The 20,788-nt window shown below is 57.4% G+C and carries 24 protein-coding genes; 8 read left to right on the forward strand and 16 right to left on the reverse strand.

The window, feature by feature from the left end; genetic code table 11:
* Positions 1-53: 53 nt before the first annotated feature.
* Positions 54-992, reverse strand: coding sequence for a LysR family transcriptional regulator (locus ABTW00_RS14215; protein WP_271447311.1), 939 nt, complete (start codon positions 990-992; stop codon positions 54-56).
* Between the two features lie 108 nt (positions 993-1,100).
* Between ABTW00_RS14215 and ABTW00_RS14220 the strand changes: the two genes are divergently transcribed.
* Positions 1,101-2,315: an MFS transporter gene (locus ABTW00_RS14220; RefSeq protein ID WP_271447310.1), complete on the forward strand. Its 1,215-nt coding sequence runs from the start codon at positions 1,101-1,103 to the stop codon at positions 2,313-2,315.
* Between the two features lie 87 nt (positions 2,316-2,402).
* Here the strand turns inward: ABTW00_RS14220 and flgL are convergent, their stop codons facing one another.
* From flgL to flgB, 11 genes are all read right to left on the reverse strand, one after another.
* A complete protein-coding gene (gene flgL / locus ABTW00_RS14225; protein ID WP_065356293.1) occupies positions 2,403-3,338 on the reverse strand; it encodes a flagellar hook-associated protein FlgL in 936 nt (311 codons plus the stop codon).
* A 14-nt stretch (positions 3,339-3,352) separates the two neighbouring features.
* Positions 3,353-5,020 (reverse strand): flagellar hook-associated protein FlgK, encoded by a 1,668-nt coding sequence (gene flgK, locus ABTW00_RS14230; RefSeq protein ID WP_433636114.1) that lies wholly within the window; start codon positions 5,018-5,020, stop codon positions 3,353-3,355.
* Positions 5,021-5,083: 63 nt separating this feature from the next.
* Positions 5,084-6,034 (reverse strand): flagellar assembly peptidoglycan hydrolase FlgJ, encoded by a 951-nt coding sequence (gene flgJ / locus ABTW00_RS14235; protein ID WP_433636115.1) that lies wholly within the window; start codon positions 6,032-6,034, stop codon positions 5,084-5,086.
* On the reverse strand, positions 6,034-7,131 hold the full coding sequence (locus ABTW00_RS14240; RefSeq protein WP_064549104.1) for a flagellar basal body P-ring protein FlgI: 1,098 nt from the start codon (positions 7,129-7,131) through the stop codon (positions 6,034-6,036). Before ABTW00_RS14240 ends, flgJ begins: the two co-directional genes overlap by 1 nt.
* Positions 7,132-7,142: 11 nt before the next feature.
* Complete coding sequence (gene flgH, locus ABTW00_RS14245; RefSeq protein WP_064549102.1) at positions 7,143-7,841, reverse strand: flagellar basal body L-ring protein FlgH; 699 nt, start codon at positions 7,839-7,841, stop codon at positions 7,143-7,145.
* 185 nt (positions 7,842-8,026) lie between these two features.
* Positions 8,027-8,809: a flagellar basal-body rod protein FlgG gene (gene flgG, locus ABTW00_RS14250; protein ID WP_035894201.1), complete on the reverse strand. Its 783-nt coding sequence runs from the start codon at positions 8,807-8,809 to the stop codon at positions 8,027-8,029.
* A gap of 8 nt (positions 8,810-8,817) precedes the next feature.
* The gene (locus ABTW00_RS14255) at positions 8,818-9,573 is read right to left on the reverse strand and encodes a flagellar basal body rod protein FlgF (protein ID WP_065356290.1); all 756 of its coding nucleotides are present in this window, start codon (positions 9,571-9,573) and stop codon (positions 8,818-8,820) included.
* An 18-nt stretch (positions 9,574-9,591) separates the two neighbouring features.
* On the reverse strand, positions 9,592-10,878 hold the full coding sequence (flgE, locus tag ABTW00_RS14260) for a flagellar hook protein FlgE (protein WP_064549098.1): 1,287 nt from the start codon (positions 10,876-10,878) through the stop codon (positions 9,592-9,594).
* A 27-nt stretch (positions 10,879-10,905) separates the two neighbouring features.
* On the reverse strand, positions 10,906-11,601 hold the full coding sequence (gene flgD / locus ABTW00_RS14265; protein ID WP_064549096.1) for a flagellar hook assembly protein FlgD: 696 nt from the start codon (positions 11,599-11,601) through the stop codon (positions 10,906-10,908).
* A gap of 12 nt (positions 11,602-11,613) precedes the next feature.
* Complete coding sequence (flgC, locus tag ABTW00_RS14270; RefSeq protein WP_064549094.1) at positions 11,614-12,018, reverse strand: flagellar basal body rod protein FlgC; 405 nt, start codon at positions 12,016-12,018, stop codon at positions 11,614-11,616.
* 3 nt (positions 12,019-12,021) lie between these two features.
* Entirely contained in the window at positions 12,022-12,435 is a 414-nt protein-coding gene (gene flgB / locus ABTW00_RS14275; RefSeq protein ID WP_064549092.1) for a flagellar basal body rod protein FlgB, read from the reverse strand.
* 156 nt (positions 12,436-12,591) lie between these two features.
* Between flgB and flgA the strand changes: the two genes are divergently transcribed.
* The 3 genes from flgA to flgN all read left to right on the forward strand — a co-directional run bounded on the left by flgA (position 12,592) and on the right by flgN (position 14,078).
* Positions 12,592-13,251 (forward strand): flagellar basal body P-ring formation chaperone FlgA, encoded by a 660-nt coding sequence (flgA, locus tag ABTW00_RS14280; protein WP_433636118.1) that lies wholly within the window; start codon positions 12,592-12,594, stop codon positions 13,249-13,251.
* A 97-nt stretch (positions 13,252-13,348) separates the two neighbouring features.
* Positions 13,349-13,642, forward strand: coding sequence for a flagellar biosynthesis anti-sigma factor FlgM (gene flgM / locus ABTW00_RS14285; RefSeq protein ID WP_064549088.1), 294 nt, complete (start codon positions 13,349-13,351; stop codon positions 13,640-13,642).
* 4 nt (positions 13,643-13,646) lie between these two features.
* Positions 13,647-14,078 (forward strand): flagella biosynthesis chaperone FlgN, encoded by a 432-nt coding sequence (gene flgN / locus ABTW00_RS14290; protein ID WP_433636119.1) that lies wholly within the window; start codon positions 13,647-13,649, stop codon positions 14,076-14,078.
* Between the two features lie 44 nt (positions 14,079-14,122).
* On the opposite strand, the gene murJ is transcribed toward flgN, so the two are convergent.
* The 4 genes from murJ to rimJ all read right to left on the reverse strand — a co-directional run bounded on the left by murJ (position 14,123) and on the right by rimJ (position 17,942).
* On the reverse strand, positions 14,123-15,658 hold the full coding sequence (gene murJ / locus ABTW00_RS14295) for a murein biosynthesis integral membrane protein MurJ (protein WP_065356286.1): 1,536 nt from the start codon (positions 15,656-15,658) through the stop codon (positions 14,123-14,125).
* Between the two features lie 110 nt (positions 15,659-15,768).
* Positions 15,769-16,692 carry a Gfo/Idh/MocA family protein gene (locus tag ABTW00_RS14300; protein ID WP_433636120.1) on the reverse strand — a complete coding sequence of 308 codons (924 nt, stop codon included), beginning with the start codon at positions 16,690-16,692 and terminating at the stop codon, positions 15,769-15,771.
* A 5-nt stretch (positions 16,693-16,697) separates the two neighbouring features.
* The gene (locus ABTW00_RS14305) at positions 16,698-17,348 is read right to left on the reverse strand and encodes a YceH family protein (RefSeq protein ID WP_271447306.1); all 651 of its coding nucleotides are present in this window, start codon (positions 17,346-17,348) and stop codon (positions 16,698-16,700) included.
* Positions 17,349-17,357: 9 nt separating this feature from the next.
* On the reverse strand, positions 17,358-17,942 hold the full coding sequence (gene rimJ, locus ABTW00_RS14310; protein WP_064549078.1) for a ribosomal protein S5-alanine N-acetyltransferase: 585 nt from the start codon (positions 17,940-17,942) through the stop codon (positions 17,358-17,360).
* 319 nt (positions 17,943-18,261) lie between these two features.
* Between rimJ and tatA the strand changes: the two genes are divergently transcribed.
* The 4 genes from tatA to dinI all read left to right on the forward strand — a co-directional run bounded on the left by tatA (position 18,262) and on the right by dinI (position 20,670).
* Positions 18,262-18,471 (forward strand): twin-arginine translocase TatA/TatE family subunit, encoded by a 210-nt coding sequence (tatA, locus tag ABTW00_RS14315; RefSeq protein ID WP_065356283.1) that lies wholly within the window; start codon positions 18,262-18,264, stop codon positions 18,469-18,471.
* Positions 18,472-18,610: 139 nt separating this feature from the next.
* Entirely contained in the window at positions 18,611-19,171 is a 561-nt protein-coding gene (locus ABTW00_RS14320) for a lipoprotein (protein ID WP_064549074.1), read from the forward strand.
* 135 nt (positions 19,172-19,306) lie between these two features.
* On the forward strand, positions 19,307-20,353 hold the full coding sequence (pyrC, locus tag ABTW00_RS14325; RefSeq protein ID WP_433636122.1) for a dihydroorotase: 1,047 nt from the start codon (positions 19,307-19,309) through the stop codon (positions 20,351-20,353).
* A 71-nt stretch (positions 20,354-20,424) separates the two neighbouring features.
* Positions 20,425-20,670, forward strand: a complete 246-nt coding sequence (gene dinI, locus ABTW00_RS14330; protein WP_064549069.1) for a DNA damage-inducible protein I — start codon at positions 20,425-20,427, stop codon at positions 20,668-20,670.
* Positions 20,671-20,788: the final 118 nt, after the last annotated feature.

Raw genomic sequence — 20,788 nt, forward strand, 5'->3', positions numbered from 1 at the left:
GAAATAAAAAATCGGCCCCAGTGGCCGATTTTTTTTTACCTGATGCTATGCGTTTATCCATTCTGCTCGGGCTGCCGCATCCCCGCGATTTGCGGCATGACCTCGCGCATCAGATCGAGAAACTTACGCAGCCGGGTCGGATAATAACGCGCCCATGGATACACCAGATGGACCGGCAGCGGTGTCGTCTGCCACTCGGGTAGCAGCTCAACCAATGTTCCATTAGCGAGCTCCTCTTCCACCGTCCAGCTTGAAACCACCGCGGCCCCCACGTTAGCCAACGCGGCGTTTTTCGCGACATACAGGCTGTCGGTGCTCAGCCGCGCAGCAATATTCACGCTCTCCGTCTGGCCGAGAACCGGATGATGCAGCACCACCTCATGCTGATAGAAGGTACTGATCGCAATCCACGGGAGCGCAGAGAGCTGTTCAGGTGTCGTCACCTGAGGGTAGCGCGCCAGCACCTGCGGTGAAGCGACGATGCAGCGCGGCACTTCCGCCAGAAGTACCGACACCGTCGCCGGATCCACCTCCGCGCCGACGCGAATCGCGCAGTCGACGTTGTCACTGATGAAGTCCACCGCCCTATCGTGCAGCATCCACTCGACGGAGAGCTGCGGGTAGCGTGCGAGAAAGCCCACCAGAGGCATCAGTAATTGCTGCTGGCCAAAAGCGTGCGGTGCGCGCACGCGTAACGTGCCCACCGGCTGCTCGTCGGTCAACCGTAAAGCATCCTCCAGCGCCAGCCAGCTATCCACCACCTGACGTGCCTGCTGATAGCAGCGCTCACCGTCGTCGGTCAGCTTCATGGCGTGGGTTGAGCGCAGCAGCAGCTTGGCCCCCAGCATCTCCTCAAGCGACTGCAATCGGCGGCTGATAGTGGCCTGAGTGGTCTCAAGCTGCCGTGCAGCGGCAGACAGCGAGCCTGCCTCAACGATACGGATAAACGTGCGCATCAGCTCAACGCGGTCTATACGCTCTGTTCTTTTCATCAACTTATTGCCTATACGCGAAACGTATAACTGTTTTACCACCGCGGCGGCTACCGCACCACCCCGAAGACGCGGAAAATGCCTGCATACACCGTTGAGGATGAAACCATGAACACTGATAATCTTTCTTCCCAGGCCACCGGCCTGCTGATCTTTGTCCTGGCGCTGGGCGCCGGGTTCAGCGTTGCCGCCATCTATTACGCCCAGCCGCTGCTGCCGCTGATGGGGTCAACCCTGAACCTGAGCGTGGAAGGTATGGGGCTCATTCCCACGCTCACCCAGGCTGGCTATGCGCTAGGGATCCTGTTTTTACTGCCGCTGGGCGACCGTTACGACCGTCGCACGCTGATTTTGCTGAAAAGCCTGACGCTGGCGGTTTTATTACTGCTTTATAGCCTGACTCAGCAATTTCCTTCACTGCTGGCGATAAGCTTGCTAATCGGTATGGCCGCCACCATGGCGCAGGACATCGTCCCCGCCGCCGCGATTCTCGCCCCGGCGGGGAAACAGGGGAAAATGGTCGGCACGGTGATGACTGGCCTGCTGCTGGGGATCTTATTGTCGCGTACCGTAAGCGGCGTGGTAGGTGAACTGTTTGGCTGGCGCGTGATGTATCAGGCCGCTGCCGTCAGCATTGCGCTGATTGGCCTGCTGCTGTGGCGGGTACTGCCGCACTTCGCCGCTCACTCCGAACTGCGTTATCCGGCACTCATGGTTTCGATGGTGCATCTGTGGCGCCGCTACCCGACGCTGCGTCGCGCCGCCATGGCTCAGGGCTTTCTCTCCATCGCCTTTAGCGCCTTCTGGTCAACGCTGGCGGTCATGCTGGCCGAGCACTACCACATGGGGAGCGCGGTGGCGGGTGGCTTTGGCATCGCCGGCGCGGCAGGTGCGCTGGCGGCACCGCTGGCAGGCGGTCTGGCCGATAAAGTGGGTGCGGAGAAAGTGACCCAGTTGGGTGCGCTGCTGGTGAGCGTTTCATTTGCGCTGATGTTCTTGCTGCCGGTTCTGCCGCCGATGGCGCAGATGGCGCTGATTGCCCTCTCCGCCGTTGGTTTCGACCTGGGTCTGCAATCGAGCCTGGTCGCGCACCAGAATCTGGTGTACAGCCTGGAGCCGCAGGCGCGCGGTCGCCTTAATGCGCTGCTGTTTACCGGCGTATTTATCGGTATGGCGCTGGGTTCAGTCCTGGGGACGCAGGTTTACTCGCTGGCCGGTTGGGAAGGCGTGGTGGTATTAGCCACGCTGGCCGGTCTGGTCGCACTGGCGATTCGCGTCAGCGAAACCTACCGCTTACGTAGCGCTGCGTTGAACGCCCAGTAGGACAATAAAAAAAGCCCGCGACGGGGTAATGACGCGGGCGATAAAAACATACCCAGTTTCAACAGATATGTTTAAAACTACATGTTGTTATTTATTCAGTTGGAACAATGACATGCCCTGCATGTCGGTAAACGCTTTATAGGCCGCCTGCAGGGCCGTTTGCTGCATCGTGTAGTTCGAGATAGTCGAGTTCCAGTCGACGTCCACCAGATTGCTCATCTGCTGCGTCTGCGCCAGCGCGCGGTCATCACCCAGGGAATCCAGCTTATCCAGTTCATTGAGCTGGGTGCCCAGTTCAGCACGCACGGTCAACACGTTATTCAGCGAATTACTCAGGCTGCGGTTGGTTTTATCAATCGCCGCCCGCGCCGTATCCTGGGCCGTTTCATCACCTTCAACCGGCGTTTTCAGCGCGGCAATTGCCGAGTCCAACGCCGTGAAAATGTTAGTATCGGCATCCGGCTTCGCGTTGCTGGTCGCATTATCAAAAATAAGATTGCCGGTGTGACCGATGACCATAGTGCGTGAAGAATCGACCTGCTGTTCCACGTTGAGAGTGCCGCCAACGTACTTGCCGGTATCATCAAAAGGCGGCGTATCCGTTTTATAACCGGCAAAAATATAACGCCCGTTACCGTCGGTGCTGTTCGCCAGGTTCAGAAGCTGGTCACGGATACCCTGCAGGTCGGTTGCCAGCGAGCTACGGTCATCGTCGCTCAGCGTGCCGTTACCGGCATAGACGATCTTCTCCTGCGCCGACTGAATCGCAGTTGTCACCTGCGACAGCGTGCTTTCTTCAATCGACACACGCTGAGTCGCGAAGGTCCGCGCGGTGGCGTACTGGCTATTCTGTGCCTGCGCCTGCGACAGCACCACCGCCTGCGAGGCGGCAACCGGGTCGTCAGAGGCGCGGTTAACCCGCTTGCCGGTAGACATCTGTTCACCGTACTTCAGCCATGCAGACTGAGAGTCCGTAATGCCTCTCATATTCTGCTGGTACATCATGATGGTACTAACGCGCATGGCTCTCCCCTTCCTTAACGGATATTAATTAATGCGTCGAAGAGCGTGCTTGCCGTCTGCAGCACCTGCGCATTTGCCAGATAATACTGCTGAAAAAGCTGCAGGTTGCCGTACTCTTCATCAAGGTTAACCCCGGAGATAGACTGCTGCTGGTTGCTCAGCTGCGTCACCACATTCGCCTGGGTGGTGCTGCTGCTCTTCAGGGTCGCGGTTTGGGTGCCGATATTACTGACCATCGCGGCATAGGCATCATTAAAGCTCTTTGAGCCGCCGACCACCTTGCTGTTTTGCAGATCCAGCAGCTTCTGCCCGTTACGATTATCGCTTTCACCCACGCTCGTGCCGGTGGTGGTATCCGCCAGGCCCATCGCGATCTGCGATTCGCTGCTGATAGCCACCTTCATATTCACAATCGCGTTGCTCACCGGTTTAACGGTAAAGCTATCGCCGGTACTGGCTGCACCTTTGGTGTTATCAACGCTGACCGACAGGCCGTCAAACACCAGCGTCGTCGCATCGCTACTGGGATCGAGCGTCACGCTGGTGTTATTGGACAGGCGGGTCACTTCCCAGCCGGCGTCGGTTTTGGTGATACGGTAATCCGTCGCCTGTATGGCAGATGAATCGGTCATCGACGCCGTCAGTTCGGCTTTACCGGCGTTTTTCCCGTTGGCAACGACCGACGGAGTGCCAAAGGAGAAGAAGTCGACGTTAGTGTTGCCATCGGCGTCAATACCGCCACGGTGCACCTGGTTAAAGGCATCGGCAAAGGCCAGCGCCATCTGGTTCAGGCTATTGCGAGTCTGGTCAAGATCCTGCGAACGGAAGGTCAGCATGCCGCCCAGCGAGCCGGTGGTGAGCAGTTTTTCCGGAATTTCCACGTTGCCAGCAACGTTATCCACATACGCCACGGTGGTACGCGATGAATCGGCGCTACTCGGTACCGCGGCCAGCTGGCTTGATTTGCTTCCCGCCACCAGGGTATACCCGTTGGCCATGGTGATGTTGTAGGTACTGCCGTCCTGTACGTTGACCTCAACCCCTACCAGCTTGTTAAGCTCACTGACCAGCTGATCGCGCTGATCCAGCAGGTCATTTGGCGATGCGCCAGCGCCCACGCCGGTGAGACGGGAAATCTTATCGTTCAGGCTGGCAATCTGTGAGGTGTAGTTGTTGATCTGTTCGACGGTCGACGTGATAGCCAGATTAACCTGTTTATCCTGATCGCGCAGATACTGATCCGCCACTTTAAACTGGTTCACCACTCCCGCGGCTTTGCCGAGCACGGTCTGGCGCGCCGCCGGATCTTCGGCGTTGCTGACCAGCGTTTGCAGGCTGCTGAAGAAGTCCTGCACCGTGGTGGAGATATTGTTGGTGGAGCTGGAGAGCATATTGTCAATTTTCGACACCTGCTCATAGCGCGTAGTCAAGCCGCTGCTCTGATTTTGCGCCGCGCGCAGCTGGTTGGTAATGAAGGCGTTATATTCACGCTGTACGCCAGACACGTAAACGCCATTGCCCACCCAGCCGCCCGCCCCCAGCGTACTGTTGGCAGAAGCCAGCACCGTGGTTTGACGGGTGTAGCCGGTAACGTTGTAGCTCGCGATGTTGTTACTGGTCGTATTCAGTGCCGACTGGGCTGCGCTCAGCCCGCTCATCGCACTGTTAATTAAACTGGACATGAACGCTCCTTCTTAAGGCCATGGTATTACTTATCGGAAAGCAGGCGGCAAACTTGAGATCAATCAGAACAGATTTTCGATATCATTTCGGTACGCGTTGCTGACCTTATCGCTCATTGATTTCAGCTGCTGAATCATGCTGGTCAGCTTGCGCGCGTACTGCGGATCGGTGGCGTATCCGGCGTTTTGCAACGCCTGCGCGCCCTGCTCAGCCGTCGCCGCCGACGTCACCGCCGCATAGCGTGGATTTCGGGTCAGCAGGCCGACGTAATCCGACAGCGCCTCCAGATACGAGCTGTAGACGCGGAACTTCGCCTTCACCTTCTTCGCCTCGCCATTCTCAAACTCAGTGGTGGTGATTTCCGTCACCTTGCCCTTCCAGTCGCCGGACGCTTTCACGCCAAACAGGTTAAAGCTGGGTTCGCCGTTTTCTCGACGGATCTGCCGCTGCCCCCAGCCAGACTCCAGCGCGGCCTGCGCCAGAATCAGGTGGTGCGGAATACCGCTCTGCTCGCTCGCCAGCCGCGCGGGCAGCGATAGCTGAGCAAGGAAGTCTTTGCTGTCGCCGGACAACGGTGTATCGCTGTTGTCCGGCGCTTTCGGCAATGCCTTGCGCACCATCTGCGTTAGCGCGGCGTTCTGATAGCTGGTTACCGTCTGCATATCAAACTTCATCGGCACCTGACCGACGTTATCCGCCGGTTCCTGCTGCTGCGCCGACAGCTGTTTGACCATCTCCTCCGCCAGACCAAGGCCTTTACCTGCCGTCATCTGCTGGGCGATTTGCTGGTCATACATACTGGTATAAAGCCGCGTCTGATCGCTGCTGAACAATCCGTCCTTCGGCAGCGTTTCGCGCATGCTTTTCAGCATCATCTGCACGAACATGCCCTCCACCTGCCGGGCAACGGGACGCAGGTTAGCCTGCGGATCCTGCCCCGCTTTGGTCTTCAGTTCATTCAGTGACTGCGCATCCCACGCGGCGCTCGCCAGTAATTTGCTGTCGGTCAGCATCAGACTATCTCCACCTTAGCGCGCAGGCAGCCTGCACTTTGCATCGCCTGAATAATTGACATCAACTCCATCGGCGTTGCGCCCAGGGCGTTCAGTGCACGCACCACGTTATTCAGATTGGCGCTGGCGCGAACGCTTTGCAGCGAGCCACCGCTCTGGCGAAGATCAATCTGCGTTTGCGGCGTCACGACCGTACGACCGCCCGCAAACGGCGTATCCGGCTGGTTAACCTGCGCGGAACGGTTGACGGAGACCGAGAGATTCCCTTGCGCCACGGCGCAGGTATCGAGCGTCACTTCGCGGTTCATGACCACCGAGCCGGTACGCGAGTTGATGATGATCTTCGCATCCTGCGGCGGCATGCCCACTTCCAGATTCTGAATATCCGCCAGCAGACGTACCTGCCCACTCCCACCGACCGGCGCGCGCACCTGGACGGTACGGGCATCCAGCGCGGTGGCGTTGCCCAGGCTGCTGCGACGGTTAATGGTGTCGGCGATCTGCTGTGCCATGGTGAAATCATCGTCGTTCAATTGCAGATTGATGGTATTTCCTGCGCCAAACTGGCTTGGCAGTTCGCGCTCAATCGTCGCGCCGCCGGTGATTCGCCCGCCGTTAAGCTGGTTTACCTGCACGCTGCTGCCGCCCGCCGACGCGCCCGCGCCGCCGACCAGAATGTTGCCCTGCGCCAGCGCGTAGATCTGGCTATCGACGCCTTTCAGCGGCGTCATCAGCAACGTCCCACCGCGCAGGCTTTTCGCGTTACCCATCGAAGAAACCACCACATCGATGGTCTGCCCCTGTCGCCCAAAAGCCGGTAGCTGCGCCGTAACCATCACCGCCGCCACGTTTTTCAGCTGCATATTGGTGCCTGCCGGAACGGTAATCCCCAATTGGGAGAGCATGTTGTTCAGGCTCTGGGTGGTGAACGGCGTCTGCGTGGTTTGGTCGCCCGTGCCATCAAGGCCCACGACCAGGCCGTAACCGATCAGCGAGTTTTCCCTGACCCCTTGCACGCTGGTCAGATCGCGGATGCGTTCGGCGTTCGCCAGCCCGGCGATCAGCACCAGCGTCAGGGTTAGCAGTGTTTTAAACATGGTTCACCTCGTTACATCGGCGATAGATTAAGGAAGAAACGCTGCAGCCAGCCCATATTCTGCGCTTCGTTGATGTAGCCGTTGCCCACGTATTCGATACGAGCATCCGCCACCTGCGTGGACGGCACGGTGTTGCTGCCGCTGATGGTGCGTGGATTGACGACGCCAGAGAAGCGGATAAATTCGGTGCCCTGGTTGATGGCGATTTGCTTCTCGCCCACCACATGCAGGTTGCCGTTGACCAGGACCTGATCGACGGTCACGGTCAGCGTGCCGCTAAAGGTATTGCTGGCGTTAGCGCCGCCCTTACCGTTGAAGGAGTTGCCGCCAGACGCTTCCACATCCGCGCGCTCATTGCCAAACAGCCCCTGAAGGTAGCGCGGCACGGTGTCGAAGCCGAAGTTGGTTTTGCCATCGCGACTCGCGTTTGCCGAGGAGCTTTTGCTCGCGCTGACGTTTTCCTGCAGCACGATGGTCAGCGTATCGCCGATATTGCGTGGACGACGGTCTTCAAACAGCGGCTGATAGCCGTAGTTAATCGGCTGTGCGGTCTGGAATATAGAACCGTTCGCCACCGGCACCGGGCCGGGAATCGGTTGTGCGGTCGTCGCCCCTTCGACCAGCGGCTTAGAGGGGATCCACGCACACCCCACCACGCTGAGCGCGACGAGGGTTAAAAGCGGATAGCGAAACGCTGCAGATTTTTGCATTGCTTTCTTCTTCTGAATCTCGGGAACATCCCGGCGTCGCGTTGATCAACCAGGCTACGGCGTGCCGGATGGCGTCTTGGCCTTATCCGGCCTACAAACGATGAGAGTCCGTAGGCCGGATAAGACGCGTGAGCGTCGCCATCAGGCAATGTTATAGCCGGGCCAGGCGATGCGAGGCCTTGCCTTTACAGCTGCGTCAGTTTTTGCAGCATCTGGTCGGTCGTCGATACTGCTTTACTGTTGATTTCGTACGCGCGCTGCACCTGAATCATGTTGACCAGCTCTTCCGCCACGTTCACGTTAGAGGTTTCAACATAACCCTGATACAGCAGACCCGCGCCGTTCAGACCCGGCGTGGTGTCGTTCGGCGCGCCTGACGCCTGGGTTTCGATGTACAGGTTTTCCCCGATACTCTCGAGACCGGTGTCATTCATAAAGGTCGACAGGTTCAGTTGTCCCACCTGCACCGGGTTCGCCTGCCCCTGCTGGGTGACGCTGACAATCCCGTCGCGGCCAATGGTGATGCTGATGGCGTTGGCCGGAATGGTGATCGCTGGCTGTACCTGATAGCCGCTGGCGGTCACCAGCTGACCGTTCTGGTCAACCTGGAACGAACCATCGCGGGTGTAGGCGGAGGAGCCATCCGGCAGCAGGATCTGGAAGAACCCATCGCCTTTGATCGCCACGTCTTTACTGTTATTGGTCTGCGACAGGTTGCCCTGGCTATGCAGACGCTCGGTCGCCACGGGACGGACCCCGGTACCAATCTGCAGGCCGGAAGGCAGCGTCGTTTGTTCGGATGATTGCGCACCCGGCTGGCGAACGGTTTGATAGAGCAAATCTTCAAACACCGCGCGCTGGCGCTTAAAACCATTGGTACTGACGTTCGCCAAGTTGTTGGCGATAACGTCCATATTGGTTTGCTGCGCGTCCAGACCGGTTTTGGCGATCCATAATGAACTGATCATAGTTTTCCTTAGCTCATTGACAGCAACTGGTTAGCTTTCTGCGTGTTTTCATCCACGCTGCTGATAACCTTCATCTGCATTTCAAAACGGCGCGAGCTGGCGATCATGTCGGCCATCGCTGCCACGGGTTTGACGTTACTGCCTTCCAGCACGCCGGACTGCAGACGCAGCGTCGGGTCAGCCTGTAGGGTCTGCCCGCGCGTGGCGACCGCCAGCGGCGTGAGGTGGAACAGCCCATCATCGCCGCGCGCCACTTCCGTGGCGTTCGCTTTGACAATCTTCAGCTTGCCGACGGGCGACACCGTGTTCGGTGGGTCGCCCGGCGTCAGCGCCGAAATCGTCCCGTCAGAGGCAATCGTCACCTGCGAGCCTTCTGGCACGTTCAGCGGACCGGCTTCGCCAATGACCGGGTTGCCCTGAATGGTCAACTGGCCGGTGGCGCTCACCTGAATATTGCCGTTACGGGTATACCCTTCCGTGCCGTCGGCCGACTGCACCGCCAGCCAGCCATCCTGCTGGATAGCCACGTCAAGCGGACGCGCGGTATAGTCAAGCTGGCCGGGCGTCATATCCGCGCCCGGCGTGGTGGCGGCAACCAGCGTACGCGTCTCGACGCTAGGGCCGACCACCGGCACCGCGCGCATTGCCGTCAGCTGAGCGCGAAAGCCCGGCGTAGAGGTATTGGCAAGGTTGCTCGCCGTGACCGCCTGCTGCTGCATGGTCTGGCTGGCGGCGCCCATTGCCGTATATATGGCGTGATCCATAACGTCACCCTGTTACGATTAACGCAGGTTAACCAGCGTGTTGAGGATCTGATCCTGGGTCTTGATGGTCTGCGCGTTCGACTGGTAGTTACGCTGCGCGACGATCATGTTCACCAGCTCTTTGCTGAGGTCGACGTTAGAGGCTTCCAGCGCGCCGTTGGTCAGCGAACCGAAGTTACCGGTCCCCGCCGTGCCCAGCAGGGCGACGCCAGAAGACTGCGTTGCCGACCAGACGTTATCGCCTTCGGACTGCAGACCTTCGTTGTTGGCGAAGTTCGCCAGAACGATCTGCCCCAGAAGCTGACTCTGCTGGTTGGAATAGTTACCCACCACCGTGCCGTCTTCGTTGATCTGGTAGCTCACCAGGTTACCCGGCGCAAAGCCGTTCTGGGTGGTGGCGACGATATCGTTCGAACCGGTGTTCTGCTGCATGGAGTTGAGGAAGCTCAGGGAGAAGGTCGTGTTGTTCGCGGAACCGTTCAGCGATGCCAGCGTAATGTCGATCTGCGGCGTGTCATTCTTCGCGGCATTTAAAGTCCAGGTTCTCGGATTAGTAGCAGGGAGAACCTCGGTATAGCCAGTCACCTTATCCAACGTACCGCTCGAACTAAATACCATCTGCGCCGCTTTCGTCGGTGTGGCTCCGCTCACGCTGGAATCCATCGTGTAAACATCCCATGTGTTCGCCGCGTTCTTCACGTAGTAAACGTTCATGTCGTGCGCGTTACCCAACGTGTCATAGACGGTCACGGTACCCTTCTTGTTATAGGTATCCGGATCGGTTGGATCGAAAGGCTTTGTCGCACTATCAATCACATTATCCGTCGAGTTCAGGTTCATCTGCATCGCCGCCGTTGAGGTCGCCTTCGCCGACATCAGCGTATTCGGGATCGTCAGCGCCACCGGGTTAGCCCCCTGCTGGATGGTCGCCGGGTTACCGCTCGCCGGATAACCGGTGACGCTCAGCCCCTGCATGTTCACCAGGTTGCGGTTCTCATCAAGCTTGAACTGGCCGTTACGGCTGTAGTAAACGGAACCGTTGCTGTCCACCAGACGGAAAAAACCGTTCTGGCTAATCGCCACGTCCAGCGCGCGTCCGGTACCGGTGGTGGTACCGTCGGTAAAGTCCTGGGTAATCCCCGCAACCTTTACCCCCAGCCCCACTTTGGAACCGGCGAACATATCGGCAAACGATGCGGTCCCGGATTTAAACCCGTAGGTTGCGGAGTTGGCGATGTTGTTGCCGATAACATCGAGGTTGGTGGCAGCAGCGTTTAATCCGCTTACCGCTTGTGAAAAGGCCATAACGTCTCTCCTGAAATAGTTAGAGGCTTAAATAATCTGGCGAACCTGATCCAGCGTGGTGGTGCCATAGGTACCCAAATCCAGTTTGTTGCCATTGCTGCCCAGCGTAACGCCCTGCACCAGCGCGAACTGCAGCGGCTGAACCACCAGCTGCGTGGTGCCCTGGCTGGCGGCGAAGTTGATGTTGTAAGCGCCGTCCGGCGCCGCCGTGCCGTCATCCATCTTGCCGTCCCAGGTATAGGTATGAACGCCAGCGGTTTGCGCACCTAAGTTCAACGTTCTGATGACCTTACCGTTACCGTCGACAATGGTGGCCGTGACCTTCTCAGCGGCCTGCGTCAGCTCAATGCCAAACGGCGTGGTATCCACGCTGGTCTCATCGCTGCTGTTTTTGCCCGCCAGAATAGTGCTACCGGGAATCATCACGCCGTGGCCCACCAACGCGCTGGCCTGCAGCGACTGGCCGCTATTAATTTGTCCAGAGATGGAACCCAGCGTGGTGTTGAGCTTCTCAATACCGCTCAGCGTGCTGATCTGCGCCAGTTGTGAAGTCAGTTCATTGTTTTGTAATGGGTTAGTCGGATCCTGGTTTTTCAACTGCGCAACCAACAGCGTCAGAAAACTGCTCTGCAGATCGGACGAACTGTTAGTGCCAGTACTGCTGATCGACGATGAGGCCGAACTGCTACTGCTGGTGTCATTGATATTGGCTACGACAGACATCGGTTACCTCCCTTATTGCCCAAGCGTCAGCGTTTTGAGCATCATGCTCTTCACGGTATTCAGTACCTCGACGTTCGCCTGATAGCTGCGCGACGCCGACATGGTGTTCACCATTTCCCCGACGACGTCGACGTTAGGCATGCGCACATAGCCCTTCGCATCCGCCAGCGGATTTCCCGGTTGATAGACCAGCTTGTCCGGGTCCTGACTCTCAACGACATCAGCCACCTTCACGCCGCCGGTCGCCGCGCCCATCGGCGCATCTACCTGAAAAACGACCTGCTTCGCACGATACGGCTGACCGTCCGGCCCGGCGACGCTGTCGGCGTTGGCGAGGTTACTGGCGGCCACGTTCAGTCGCTTGGACTGCGCGGTCAGCGCAGAGCCCGCAACATCGAAGATATTGAGTAGTGCCATGGATTAGTTCCCCTGCAGGACACTCATCATGCCCTTAATCTGTCCACCCAGAACCGTAAGGCCGGTCTGGTACTGGAGGCTGTTATCGGCGAACTGCGTGCGCTCCCGGTCCATATCGACGGTGTTGCCATCCATCGCGGGCTGATCGGGAATGCGGTACAGCAGATCGGTGTTCGGCGCGGAAAGCGCCTGGGCAGGAATATGACGTTCAGAGGTCAGCGTCAGCGCAACGCCGCTGCCTTCCGCGCGCCCGCGCGACATCACCTTTTTCAGTTCACTGGAAAAATCCATATCGCGCGCCTGATACCCCGGGGTATCGGCGTTAGCAATATTGGCAGCCAGAATCTCCTGACGCTCTGCGCGCAGGTTTAATGCCTCTTGCTGAAAACGTAATGCGGCGTCGAGTTTATCGAGCATGTCTCCTCCGCTAATGACAAAGTTTCAGCCGACAGCTTAATTCTCCTCATGGACGCGTCATCGACGGAATAAGCGCAATATGCGTCGCTATTTGTTGCGTTGATGTCGTGGCAAGTTGAGTAAAATGCATGCATTCGCCACCCACTGGAGCGTTCAATGCGTCAGCTCATTGCCCCATTCACCGCTGCGATACTGGCCTTTAGCCCGCTTGCCCAGGCGGCTGATATTCAGACGCAGCTGACCGCGTTCTTTAGCGAGCGGCTGACTGGCTTTAGCGATGAAGTCAGCGTGAAGCTGCGTAATACGCAGAATCAGCAGCCTGGTTGCGAAACGCCCGTATTCAGCACGCCGGGTAACTCGCGGCTATGGGGAAATTTGACGGTGGTGGCCCAATGCGGAAATGCGAAACAGTATTTACAGGTGACCGTGGAGGCGGTAGGCGATTACGTCGTCGCCGCGGCGCCGATCGTGCGTGGGTCGCCGATTGAGTCACAGAGCGTCACATTAATGCGCGGACGGCTCGATCAGCTGCCGCCGCGTACCATGTTGAATTTGTCGCAGGCCGAGGATGCCATCAGCCTGCGTGACGTCGCCATCGGCCAGCCGATTCAGCTGTCGATGGTGCGCCAGTCGTGGCGGGTGAAAGCAGGACAGAAAGTGATGGTCGTCGCCCAGGGAGAAGGTTTTAGCATTAATAGTGAAGGTCAGGCATTGAACAACGCCGCGGTAGCCCAGAATGCCCGCGTGAGAATGCCTTCCGGTCAGGTGGTGAGCGGTCAGGTGAGCGCTGATGGGAATATTCTGATTAATCTATAAACTTCTTAAAGAATATGTGTCGCTTGCCGATAGATAATTAACAATTAATGAGAGTCGGCGCCTGCGCCATACCAAAGCCTCCAATGAGGAAAGCATCATGAGCATCGATCGTACATCATCTCTGAAAGCGGTAACGCCGGTACAGCATCGCGAAACGCCGGAGACCAGTGCACAAAAAGTCCGTGCCGAAAAAACCGAAACCGCCACCAGCGCCAGCGTGACGTTAAGCAATGCGCAGACCGCACTGACCCGTTCAAGCAGCGGCGATATTAATATGGCGCGCGTCGAGGAACTGAAAACCGCCATTCGTAACGGCGAGTTAAAAATGGATACCGGTAAGATTGCCGACGCGCTAATTCAAGACACGCAAGATTATCTACAGAGTAAATAAGCGCATGAGCAGTTTGTCAGCCATTCTGGACCAAATGACCAGTATCCTTCACTCCCTTAAAGACGTGATGGATGCTGAGCAACAACAGCTCTCTGCAGGCAGCGTTAACGGCCTGCGGCTTGCCAGCATTACCGAAGAGAAAAGCTCTCTGCTGGCGACCTTAGACTACCTGGAAAAACAGCGTCGCGTCGAACAAGACGCCCAGCGAAGCATCGATAATGAAGATATCGTCAGCCGCTGGCAGACCATTACGGAAACCACGCAGCAGCTGCGTCGGTTAAATCAGCATAATGGCTGGCTGCTTGAAGGGCAGATTGTCCGCAACCAGCAGGCGATCGATGTGCTGAAGCCGTTCCAGGAGACGGGGCTGTACGGAAAGGATGGTCAGGCAGCGGGCAACGCTGTTACCCGTAGCGCGAAGAAATTCTCGGTCTGAACACGGGCGGGGCCACAGAACGTGCCCCGCGAAGTGTATTTCGTTTACGCCGTCCGGCGTACAAACTCTTTAATCCGGAAGCCCAGAATGGCCAGCGCGGCAAAATAGGCCACCACGCCCACCACGACCACGCCCATCAAACGCAACAGACGAAAAGGCATCGACCCCTGCGACCACTCCGGCATGACGTGCATCATACCCAGCAGCGCCGCCGCCATCACCACGACCGACACCACCAGACGCACTAAGAACATGCGCCAGCCCGGCTGCGGGGTGAAGATTTTCTGCTTACGCAACTGCCAGTACAGCAGTGCGGCATTCAGACAGGCCGCCAGACCAATCGACAGCGACAGCCCGGCGTGCTTCAGCGGGCCGATAAACGCCAGGTTCATCACCTGGGTCATAATCAGTGTCACAATAGCAATCTTCACCGGCGTTTTAATGTCCTGACGCGAATAGAAGCCCGGCGCCAGCACTTTAACGACGATAAGCCCCATCAGGCCAACGGAATAAGCCACCAGCGCGCGCTGGGTCATCGCAGCATCAAAGGCGGTAAATTTACCGTACTGGAACAGCGCCACGGTCAGCGGCTTGGCCAGAATCCCCAGCGCCACCGCGCTCGGCAGCGCCAGCAGGAAGCACAGGCGCAGCCCCCAGTCCATGAGACGGCAGTATTCGTCGTGGTTACCGCTGGCAAAGCTTTTCGACAGCGACGGCAGCAGGATGGTCCCCAGCGCCACGCCCAGCACGCCAGACGGGAACTCCATCAGACGGTCGGCGTAATACATCCACGAGACGGAACCGGAAACGAGAAACGAGGCAAAAATGGTGTTGATGATAAGCGAGATCTGGCTCACCGAAACGCCGAGGATCGCCGGCCCCATCTGTTTCACCACCCGCACCGCGCCCGCATCTTTAAAGTTGATGCGCGGCAGCACCAGCATGCCGATTTTTTTCAGATGCGGAAGTTGATAAGCCAGCTGCAGCACGCCGCCGACGGTCACCGCCCACGCCAGCGCCAGCACCGGCGGATGGAAATGCGGCGCGGCGAACAACGCAAAGCCGATCATGCTGATATTGAGGAACGTTGGCGCAAAAGCCGGGACCGAGAAGCGGTTCCAGGTATTCAGAATCGCGCCCACCAGCGAGGCAAGCGAAATAAGCAGAATATAGGGGAAGGTAATGCGCAGCAGTTGAGTGGTAAGCGCGAATTTGTCGGCAGTGTCGGCAAAACCCGGCGCGGTGATGGTGATCACCCACGGCGCGGCCAGCATCCCCAACACGGTAACAATCGCCAGCGCCAGCGTCAGCAGCCCCGAGACGTAGGCAACAAAGACCCGCGTAGCCTCTTCACCCTGCTTGCTTTTGTATTCGGCCAGAATCGGCACAAACGCCTGGGAAAACGCCCCTTCGGCAAAAATACGACGCAGCAGGTTCGGCAGCTTAAACGCCACGAAAAAGGCGTCGGTGGCCATTCCTGCCCCAAACACCCTCGCCACAATCGCGTCGCGTGCAAATCCCAGCACGCGCGAAAACATGGTCATCGAGCTGACGGCTGCCAGCGATTTTAATAGGTTCATGACTTTGTGATTCCAAACCCGCAAACAAAACGCCCGGCAGACGGGCGCGAAAAAGTGGCGTTAGTCTACCGGGTTCGGGATGAATTGCTACTGCCAGTTGTTACAGCTGATTATTCGCGGATCGCCTCATGCCACAGCCCTTCCACGATACGCTGAGCCATAATCGCCTGCTCTCCCGCCGTTTCCGGAACCGTCTGATTTTGCACGCATTCAATAAAATGATGCGCACAGCCGACGAACCCACGCTGTTCAAGGGTCGTTTGCCAGCCGGGAATCGGCCGCGTCACCACGCCTGCGCCGCGCTCTTCACGCCATTCGCGCATATCAATAACCTCATACAGCCCGCCGTCCGCCACCGCCTGCACCGACTCACGCTGGCTGCCAGCGCGGCGATGCATGCTGGTAGTGATTTGCATCCCTGCCTGGCTGAAGTGATGCTCAGCATAGAACATGCAGCCCTCATCGGTGGTTTGCAGCACGCCATCGCTGAGTTTGGCCTTACCGCCCGCCAGCCAGAGCGCGGTATCCACCACGTGCAGATAGTCATCCAGCAGGGTAAATCGCAGATCGTGCGGGCCAACGCTGTCGCTACGATGTTTATCCATCCGCAGCGAGGCCATTTCACCCGCCTGTTTTTTCAGCTCACGGTACAGCGGCGAAAAGCGGCGGTTGAAACCGACCATCAGGGTCAATTTTTTGCGCGCCGCCAGCGCCACCAGCCGTTCCGCATCGTCGAGCTTATCGGCCAACGGTTTATCCACGCAGACGTGCACGCCTGCGTTCAGCAGCTCGCTGACCACCGCATAGTGAGACGCCGTAGAACTGTGCACAAACACCGCGTCGCACTGGGCCGCCAGCGCCGCCAGCGAATCGGCGTAAGGCATGCGGTAGGTTTCGCACACCTTCAGCGCCTTTTCTTTACCCGGCGACCAGGCCGCCTGGAGCGTCCAGTCCGCTGCCGCGCTCACCACCGGCAGCCAGGCCTTCTGCGCAATGCCGCCCAGGCCAACCACGCCAATGCGTATTTTAGCCATGCTGATTACTCCCCAAGGTGCGCCAGCAGTGAATCCAGACGCTGCTTCAGTTCTGCAACTTCACCTTCCAGCGCCTCAACACGAGCGCGCAGGTCATCATCGGCAAGCGGGGAATCGCTCTGTATTGCCGCCGATTGCACATCTACTTCACCGCTGAACAGGTGCATGTAGCGACTTTCGCGCTTGCCCGGCTCGCGCGGCAGACGTACAACAAACGGGCCATCTTCGCGGTTTGCCAGCCGCTCCAGAGTGCTCTCCACCTCGGCCATGTCGGCAAATTCATGCATGCGCTGGGCGCGACCACGCAATTCACCCGGCGTCTGCGCACCGCGCAGCAGCAGTGTCGTCACCAGCGCCACCTCAGCCGACGAGAGTTTCAGATCGCCAAACTCCGAATTGCAAAAACGCTGTTCGTACTTCGTGACGCGGTTACCAAAACCGCTGACGGTACGCAGGAAGTGGCGTTTGACCAGGTTATCGAGTTGATCCTGTACTTCCGCTTCGCTAAGCGTCATCACCGGCTCACGATTGGTTTTCTGGTTACAGGCGGTCGCTACGGCGTTGATCGACAGCGGATACTGCTCCGGCGTCGTCACCTGCTTTTCCAGCAGGCAGCCGATCACACGAGCTTCCAGAGGCGTTAATTGGTATTTCATGGTGATTCCTTAGCGGCCAGGCGTCCATTGTGGGGTGGTTAAGGCGGTCAGCACGTGATCGCGCCATTCACCGTCAATCAGTAGATAGTCTTTCGCATAACCCTCTTTTTCAAAACCGAGGCGCGCCAGCAGATTCCCGCTGCGCTGATTATGCGGCATGTAGTTCGCCATAATACGGTGAATATGCTGCGTGCGCTGCATATAACGAATAGCGGCGGTCAGCGCTTCGTACATCATCCCCTGCCCCTGCCACTTCTGGCCGATGGAGTAGCCGAGATAGCACGCATGGAATGATCCGCGCACCACGTTGGAGAAGTTGGCGACGCCGATAATCTCTTTTTCCTCAGGGTCAAGCAGCGCGAAATAAAAGGCGGTTCCCTGCTTGTGAAACTCGTTAATCATCGACAGGCGCGCCTGCCACCCCGAGGGATAGCAGTGGCTGTCATCGCGAATGGGTTCCCAGGGTTTTAAAAACTGTCGATTCTCGGCGTAATAATCCGCCAGACGCCACGCATCCCGGTCGTGAATCAACCGCACAACCAACCGATCCGTGGTCAACCGAACTTTCGGCACGTTACTGCGATAGCCAAACATCTCACTACTCCTGTCACCAATCTATACCCTGGTCGTTTAACTATACCTGCCCGGCGGCAGCCAATGAAAACAACACGCTGTCTTTTTGCATTGTGATAAAAAAGGACCGTCGCTGGCAATACGAGAAAAGGTGAGATCGCGCGGAAAATGAAGATGTTTCGTCTCAACGGCCCACAGACGCTAACCAGTTGAGAAATGAGATAAAACGCAACGGCTATTTTCTGTCAGATCCAGTGTGCGAATTTATGCCATTAACAGACAAATAATTCCCCGCGCGGTTTGCGAGAATTCATCATTATTTTCTCAATAGGTTTGTATCATGGGTGAAATTAGCGTTACCAAACTCTTAGTTGTCGTCGTGCTTTTTGTGCTGGTGTTCGGCACCAAAAAACTCGGCTCCCTCGGGGCGGACCTGGGCACGGCGTTAAAGGGCTTTAAAAAGGCGATGAACGACCTGCACGCCGACACAGATGCCGACTTTGCCGCCGAGAAGAAAACGGCAGAGAATAAGCCGCGCGATCGAGCCTGAAGCCCGCAAAATCAGCGAGTAGCGTTCGCCATTTTGTCCTATCCGCGGCACTTTCAGTATTTTCCGCTGTCAGAGTCCTACTGACAGCGTATGCTGCTTGATGTCAGGATGCATACAACGCTTTACGTTGAGGAACCCCATGAAAAAATTGTTTGTCATTGCCGCCCTGATCGTTAGCGGCCTGGTTGTTGGCTGTAATCAGCTTACGCAATATTCGGTCAGCGAGCAGGAAATTAACCAGGCGTTGCAAAAACGCAATAATTTCTCCAAAGATATCGGGGTCCCAGGCGTGGCAGACGCCCATATCGTCCTCAATAATTTAACCAGCGCCATTGGCCGCGAAGAGCCGAATAAAGTGACCCTGAGCGGCGACGCGAAGCTGGATCTGAATTCGCTGTTTGGTAGCCAGAAGGCCAACATTGCCCTGAAGCTGAAGGCGCTACCGGTATTTAATCAGGAGCAAGGCGCCATCTATCTGCAGGAGATGGAAGTGGTGGATGCTAAAGTCACGCCGGAAAAAATGCAGTCGGTGGTGCAAACGTTGATTCCGTATCTTAATCAGTCGCTGCGCACCTACTTCAATAAACAGCCGGCCTACGTGCTGAAAGAAGATGCCAGCAAGGGTGAAGCACTGGCGAAAAAATACGCGAAAGGCATTGAAGTGAAGCCAGGCGAGATCGTTATCCCGTTCACCAATTAATTCCTTTTTATTCATGCCCGATGGCGCCCTGTCATCGGGCATTATTTTTTACGGAAAAGGATGCAAAGGAAAACGTTTACGCTTATCCTTAGTGCCCGGCAAAAATGACTGATATCCCACCAGCCGGAGCCTTACATGACCGCATTACCGCAAGTTCTGAAAATTCGCCGCCCAGACGACTGGCATATCCATCTTCGCGACGGCGAGATGTTGAAAACGGTTGTTCCGTATACCAGCGAGCTGTATGGCCGCGCGATCATCATGCCGAACCTGGTTCCGCCCATTACCACCGTCGATGCGGCTATCGCCTATCGCCAGCGCATTCTCGACGCGGTGCCTGCCGGGCACGACTTCACGCCGCTGATGACCTGCTATTTGACCGATACGCTGGATCCCAACGAACTGGAGCGCGGTTTTAACGAAGGCGTATTCACCGCCGCCAAGCTGTATCCGGCTAACGCCACCACCAACTCCAGCCATGGCGTCACCAGCACCGATGCGATTATGCCCGTGCTGGAGCGCATGGAAAAACTGGGCATGCCGCTGCTGGTGCACGGCGAAGTGACCCATGCAGAAATCGATATTTTCGACCGTGAAGCGCGCTTTATCGACAGCGTGATGGAACCGCTACGCCAGCGTCTTCAGGGCCTGAAAGTGGTGTTCGAACACATCACGACCAAGGATGCCGCCGAGTATGTGCGCGACGGCAACGACCTGCTTGCCGCCACCATCACGCCGCAGCATCTGATGTTCAACCGCAACCATATGCTGGTCGGCGGCGTGCGCCCGCACCTCTACTGCCTGCCGATTCTCAAACGCAACGTTCACCAGCAGGCGCTGCGCGAGCTGGTCGCCAGCGGGTTTACCCGCGCCTTCCTCGGCACCGATTCGGCGCCGCACGCGCGTCACCGTAAAGAAGCCAGCTGCGGCTGTGCGGGTTGCTTCAACGCGCCTACCGCGCTGGGTAGCTATGCCACCGTGTTTGAAGAGATGAACGCACTGGAGCACTTCGAAGCGTTCTGCTCGCTGAACGGCCCGCGTTTCTACGGCCTGCCGATTAACGACAGCTACGTTGAGCTGGTACGTGAAGAGAGCCAGGTCGAGGAAAGCATCGCCCTGAGTGATGATACGTTAGTGCCGTTCCTCGCCGGAGAAACGCTGCGCTGGACGATGAAAAAATAAAATCGCGCCCCCTGTTGTAAACCCCTGAATATGACTGTATAAATATACAGTATATTACACAGGGGGCAATTATGCGTATTGAAGTCACTATTGCAAAAACCACCGCGCTGCCGGCAGGCGCCTTAGACGCGCTGGCAGACGAACTTTCCCGCCGTATCAACAACCAGTTCCCGGATAGCGGTGGCGCCGTTAGCGTGCGCTATGCTGCCAGCAATAACCTTTCCGTGATCGGTGGCATTAAAGAAGATAAAGACCGCATCAGCGAAATCCTGCAGGAAACCTGGGAGAGCGCCGACGACTGGTTCATCACCGACTAATTTTTTCCCTCATTGTGTTTTTTGCCGGGTCGCCCCGGCTTTTTTTATTCCCGCGCTTGTTTTTTTGTGATCTAACCCCACTTTTTAGATTAGCGGTAAAAAATTGCGCGACATGGTC

The organism is Kluyvera georgiana (assembly GCF_050990895.1).
GTDB lineage: Bacteria > Pseudomonadota > Gammaproteobacteria > Enterobacterales > Enterobacteriaceae > Kluyvera > Kluyvera georgiana.

What these genes read in the sequence shown, in the direction of transcription:
- flgA (WP_433636118.1), top strand. Translation starts at nt 12,592, where the DNA reads ATGCGTCAGCTCATTGCCCCATTCACCGCTGCGATACTGGCCTTTAGC.
- ABTW00_RS14305 (WP_271447306.1), bottom strand. Translation starts at nt 17,348, where the DNA reads ATGAAATACCAATTAACGCCTCTGGAAGCTCGTGTGATCGGCTGCCTG.
- flgK (WP_433636114.1), bottom strand. Translation starts at nt 5,020, where the DNA reads ATGTCCAGTTTAATTAACAGTGCGATGAGCGGGCTGAGCGCAGCCCAG.
- flgB (WP_064549092.1), bottom strand. Translation starts at nt 12,435, where the DNA reads ATGCTCGATAAACTCGACGCCGCATTACGTTTTCAGCAAGAGGCATTA.
- ABTW00_RS14220 (WP_271447310.1), top strand. Translation starts at nt 1,101, where the DNA reads ATGAACACTGATAATCTTTCTTCCCAGGCCACCGGCCTGCTGATCTTT.
- ABTW00_RS14300 (WP_433636120.1), bottom strand. Translation starts at nt 16,692, where the DNA reads ATGGCTAAAATACGCATTGGCGTGGTTGGCCTGGGCGGCATTGCGCAG.
- flgD (WP_064549096.1), bottom strand. Translation starts at nt 11,601, where the DNA reads ATGTCTGTCGTAGCCAATATCAATGACACCAGCAGTAGCAGTTCGGCC.
- flgG (WP_035894201.1), bottom strand. Translation starts at nt 8,809, where the DNA reads ATGATCAGTTCATTATGGATCGCCAAAACCGGTCTGGACGCGCAGCAA.
- pyrC (WP_433636122.1), top strand. Translation starts at nt 19,307, where the DNA reads ATGACCGCATTACCGCAAGTTCTGAAAATTCGCCGCCCAGACGACTGG.
- flgH (WP_064549102.1), bottom strand. Translation starts at nt 7,841, where the DNA reads ATGCAAAAATCTGCAGCGTTTCGCTATCCGCTTTTAACCCTCGTCGCG.
- flgM (WP_064549088.1), top strand. Translation starts at nt 13,349, where the DNA reads ATGAGCATCGATCGTACATCATCTCTGAAAGCGGTAACGCCGGTACAG.
- ABTW00_RS14255 (WP_065356290.1), bottom strand. Translation starts at nt 9,573, where the DNA reads ATGGATCACGCCATATATACGGCAATGGGCGCCGCCAGCCAGACCATG.
- flgE (WP_064549098.1), bottom strand. Translation starts at nt 10,878, where the DNA reads ATGGCCTTTTCACAAGCGGTAAGCGGATTAAACGCTGCTGCCACCAAC.
- flgN (WP_433636119.1), top strand. Translation starts at nt 13,647, where the DNA reads ATGAGCAGTTTGTCAGCCATTCTGGACCAAATGACCAGTATCCTTCAC.
- flgL (WP_065356293.1), bottom strand. Translation starts at nt 3,338, where the DNA reads ATGCGCGTTAGTACCATCATGATGTACCAGCAGAATATGAGAGGCATT.
- ABTW00_RS14240 (WP_064549104.1), bottom strand. Translation starts at nt 7,131, where the DNA reads ATGTTTAAAACACTGCTAACCCTGACGCTGGTGCTGATCGCCGGGCTG.
- ABTW00_RS14215 (WP_271447311.1), bottom strand. Translation starts at nt 992, where the DNA reads ATGAAAAGAACAGAGCGTATAGACCGCGTTGAGCTGATGCGCACGTTT.
- ABTW00_RS14320 (WP_064549074.1), top strand. Translation starts at nt 18,611, where the DNA reads ATGAAAAAATTGTTTGTCATTGCCGCCCTGATCGTTAGCGGCCTGGTT.
- dinI (WP_064549069.1), top strand. Translation starts at nt 20,425, where the DNA reads ATGCGTATTGAAGTCACTATTGCAAAAACCACCGCGCTGCCGGCAGGC.
- tatA (WP_065356283.1), top strand. Translation starts at nt 18,262, where the DNA reads ATGGGTGAAATTAGCGTTACCAAACTCTTAGTTGTCGTCGTGCTTTTT.
- flgJ (WP_433636115.1), bottom strand. Translation starts at nt 6,034, where the DNA reads ATGCTGACCGACAGCAAATTACTGGCGAGCGCCGCGTGGGATGCGCAG.
- murJ (WP_065356286.1), bottom strand. Translation starts at nt 15,658, where the DNA reads ATGAACCTATTAAAATCGCTGGCAGCCGTCAGCTCGATGACCATGTTT.
- flgC (WP_064549094.1), bottom strand. Translation starts at nt 12,018, where the DNA reads ATGGCACTACTCAATATCTTCGATGTTGCGGGCTCTGCGCTGACCGCG.
- rimJ (WP_064549078.1), bottom strand. Translation starts at nt 17,942, where the DNA reads ATGTTTGGCTATCGCAGTAACGTGCCGAAAGTTCGGTTGACCACGGAT.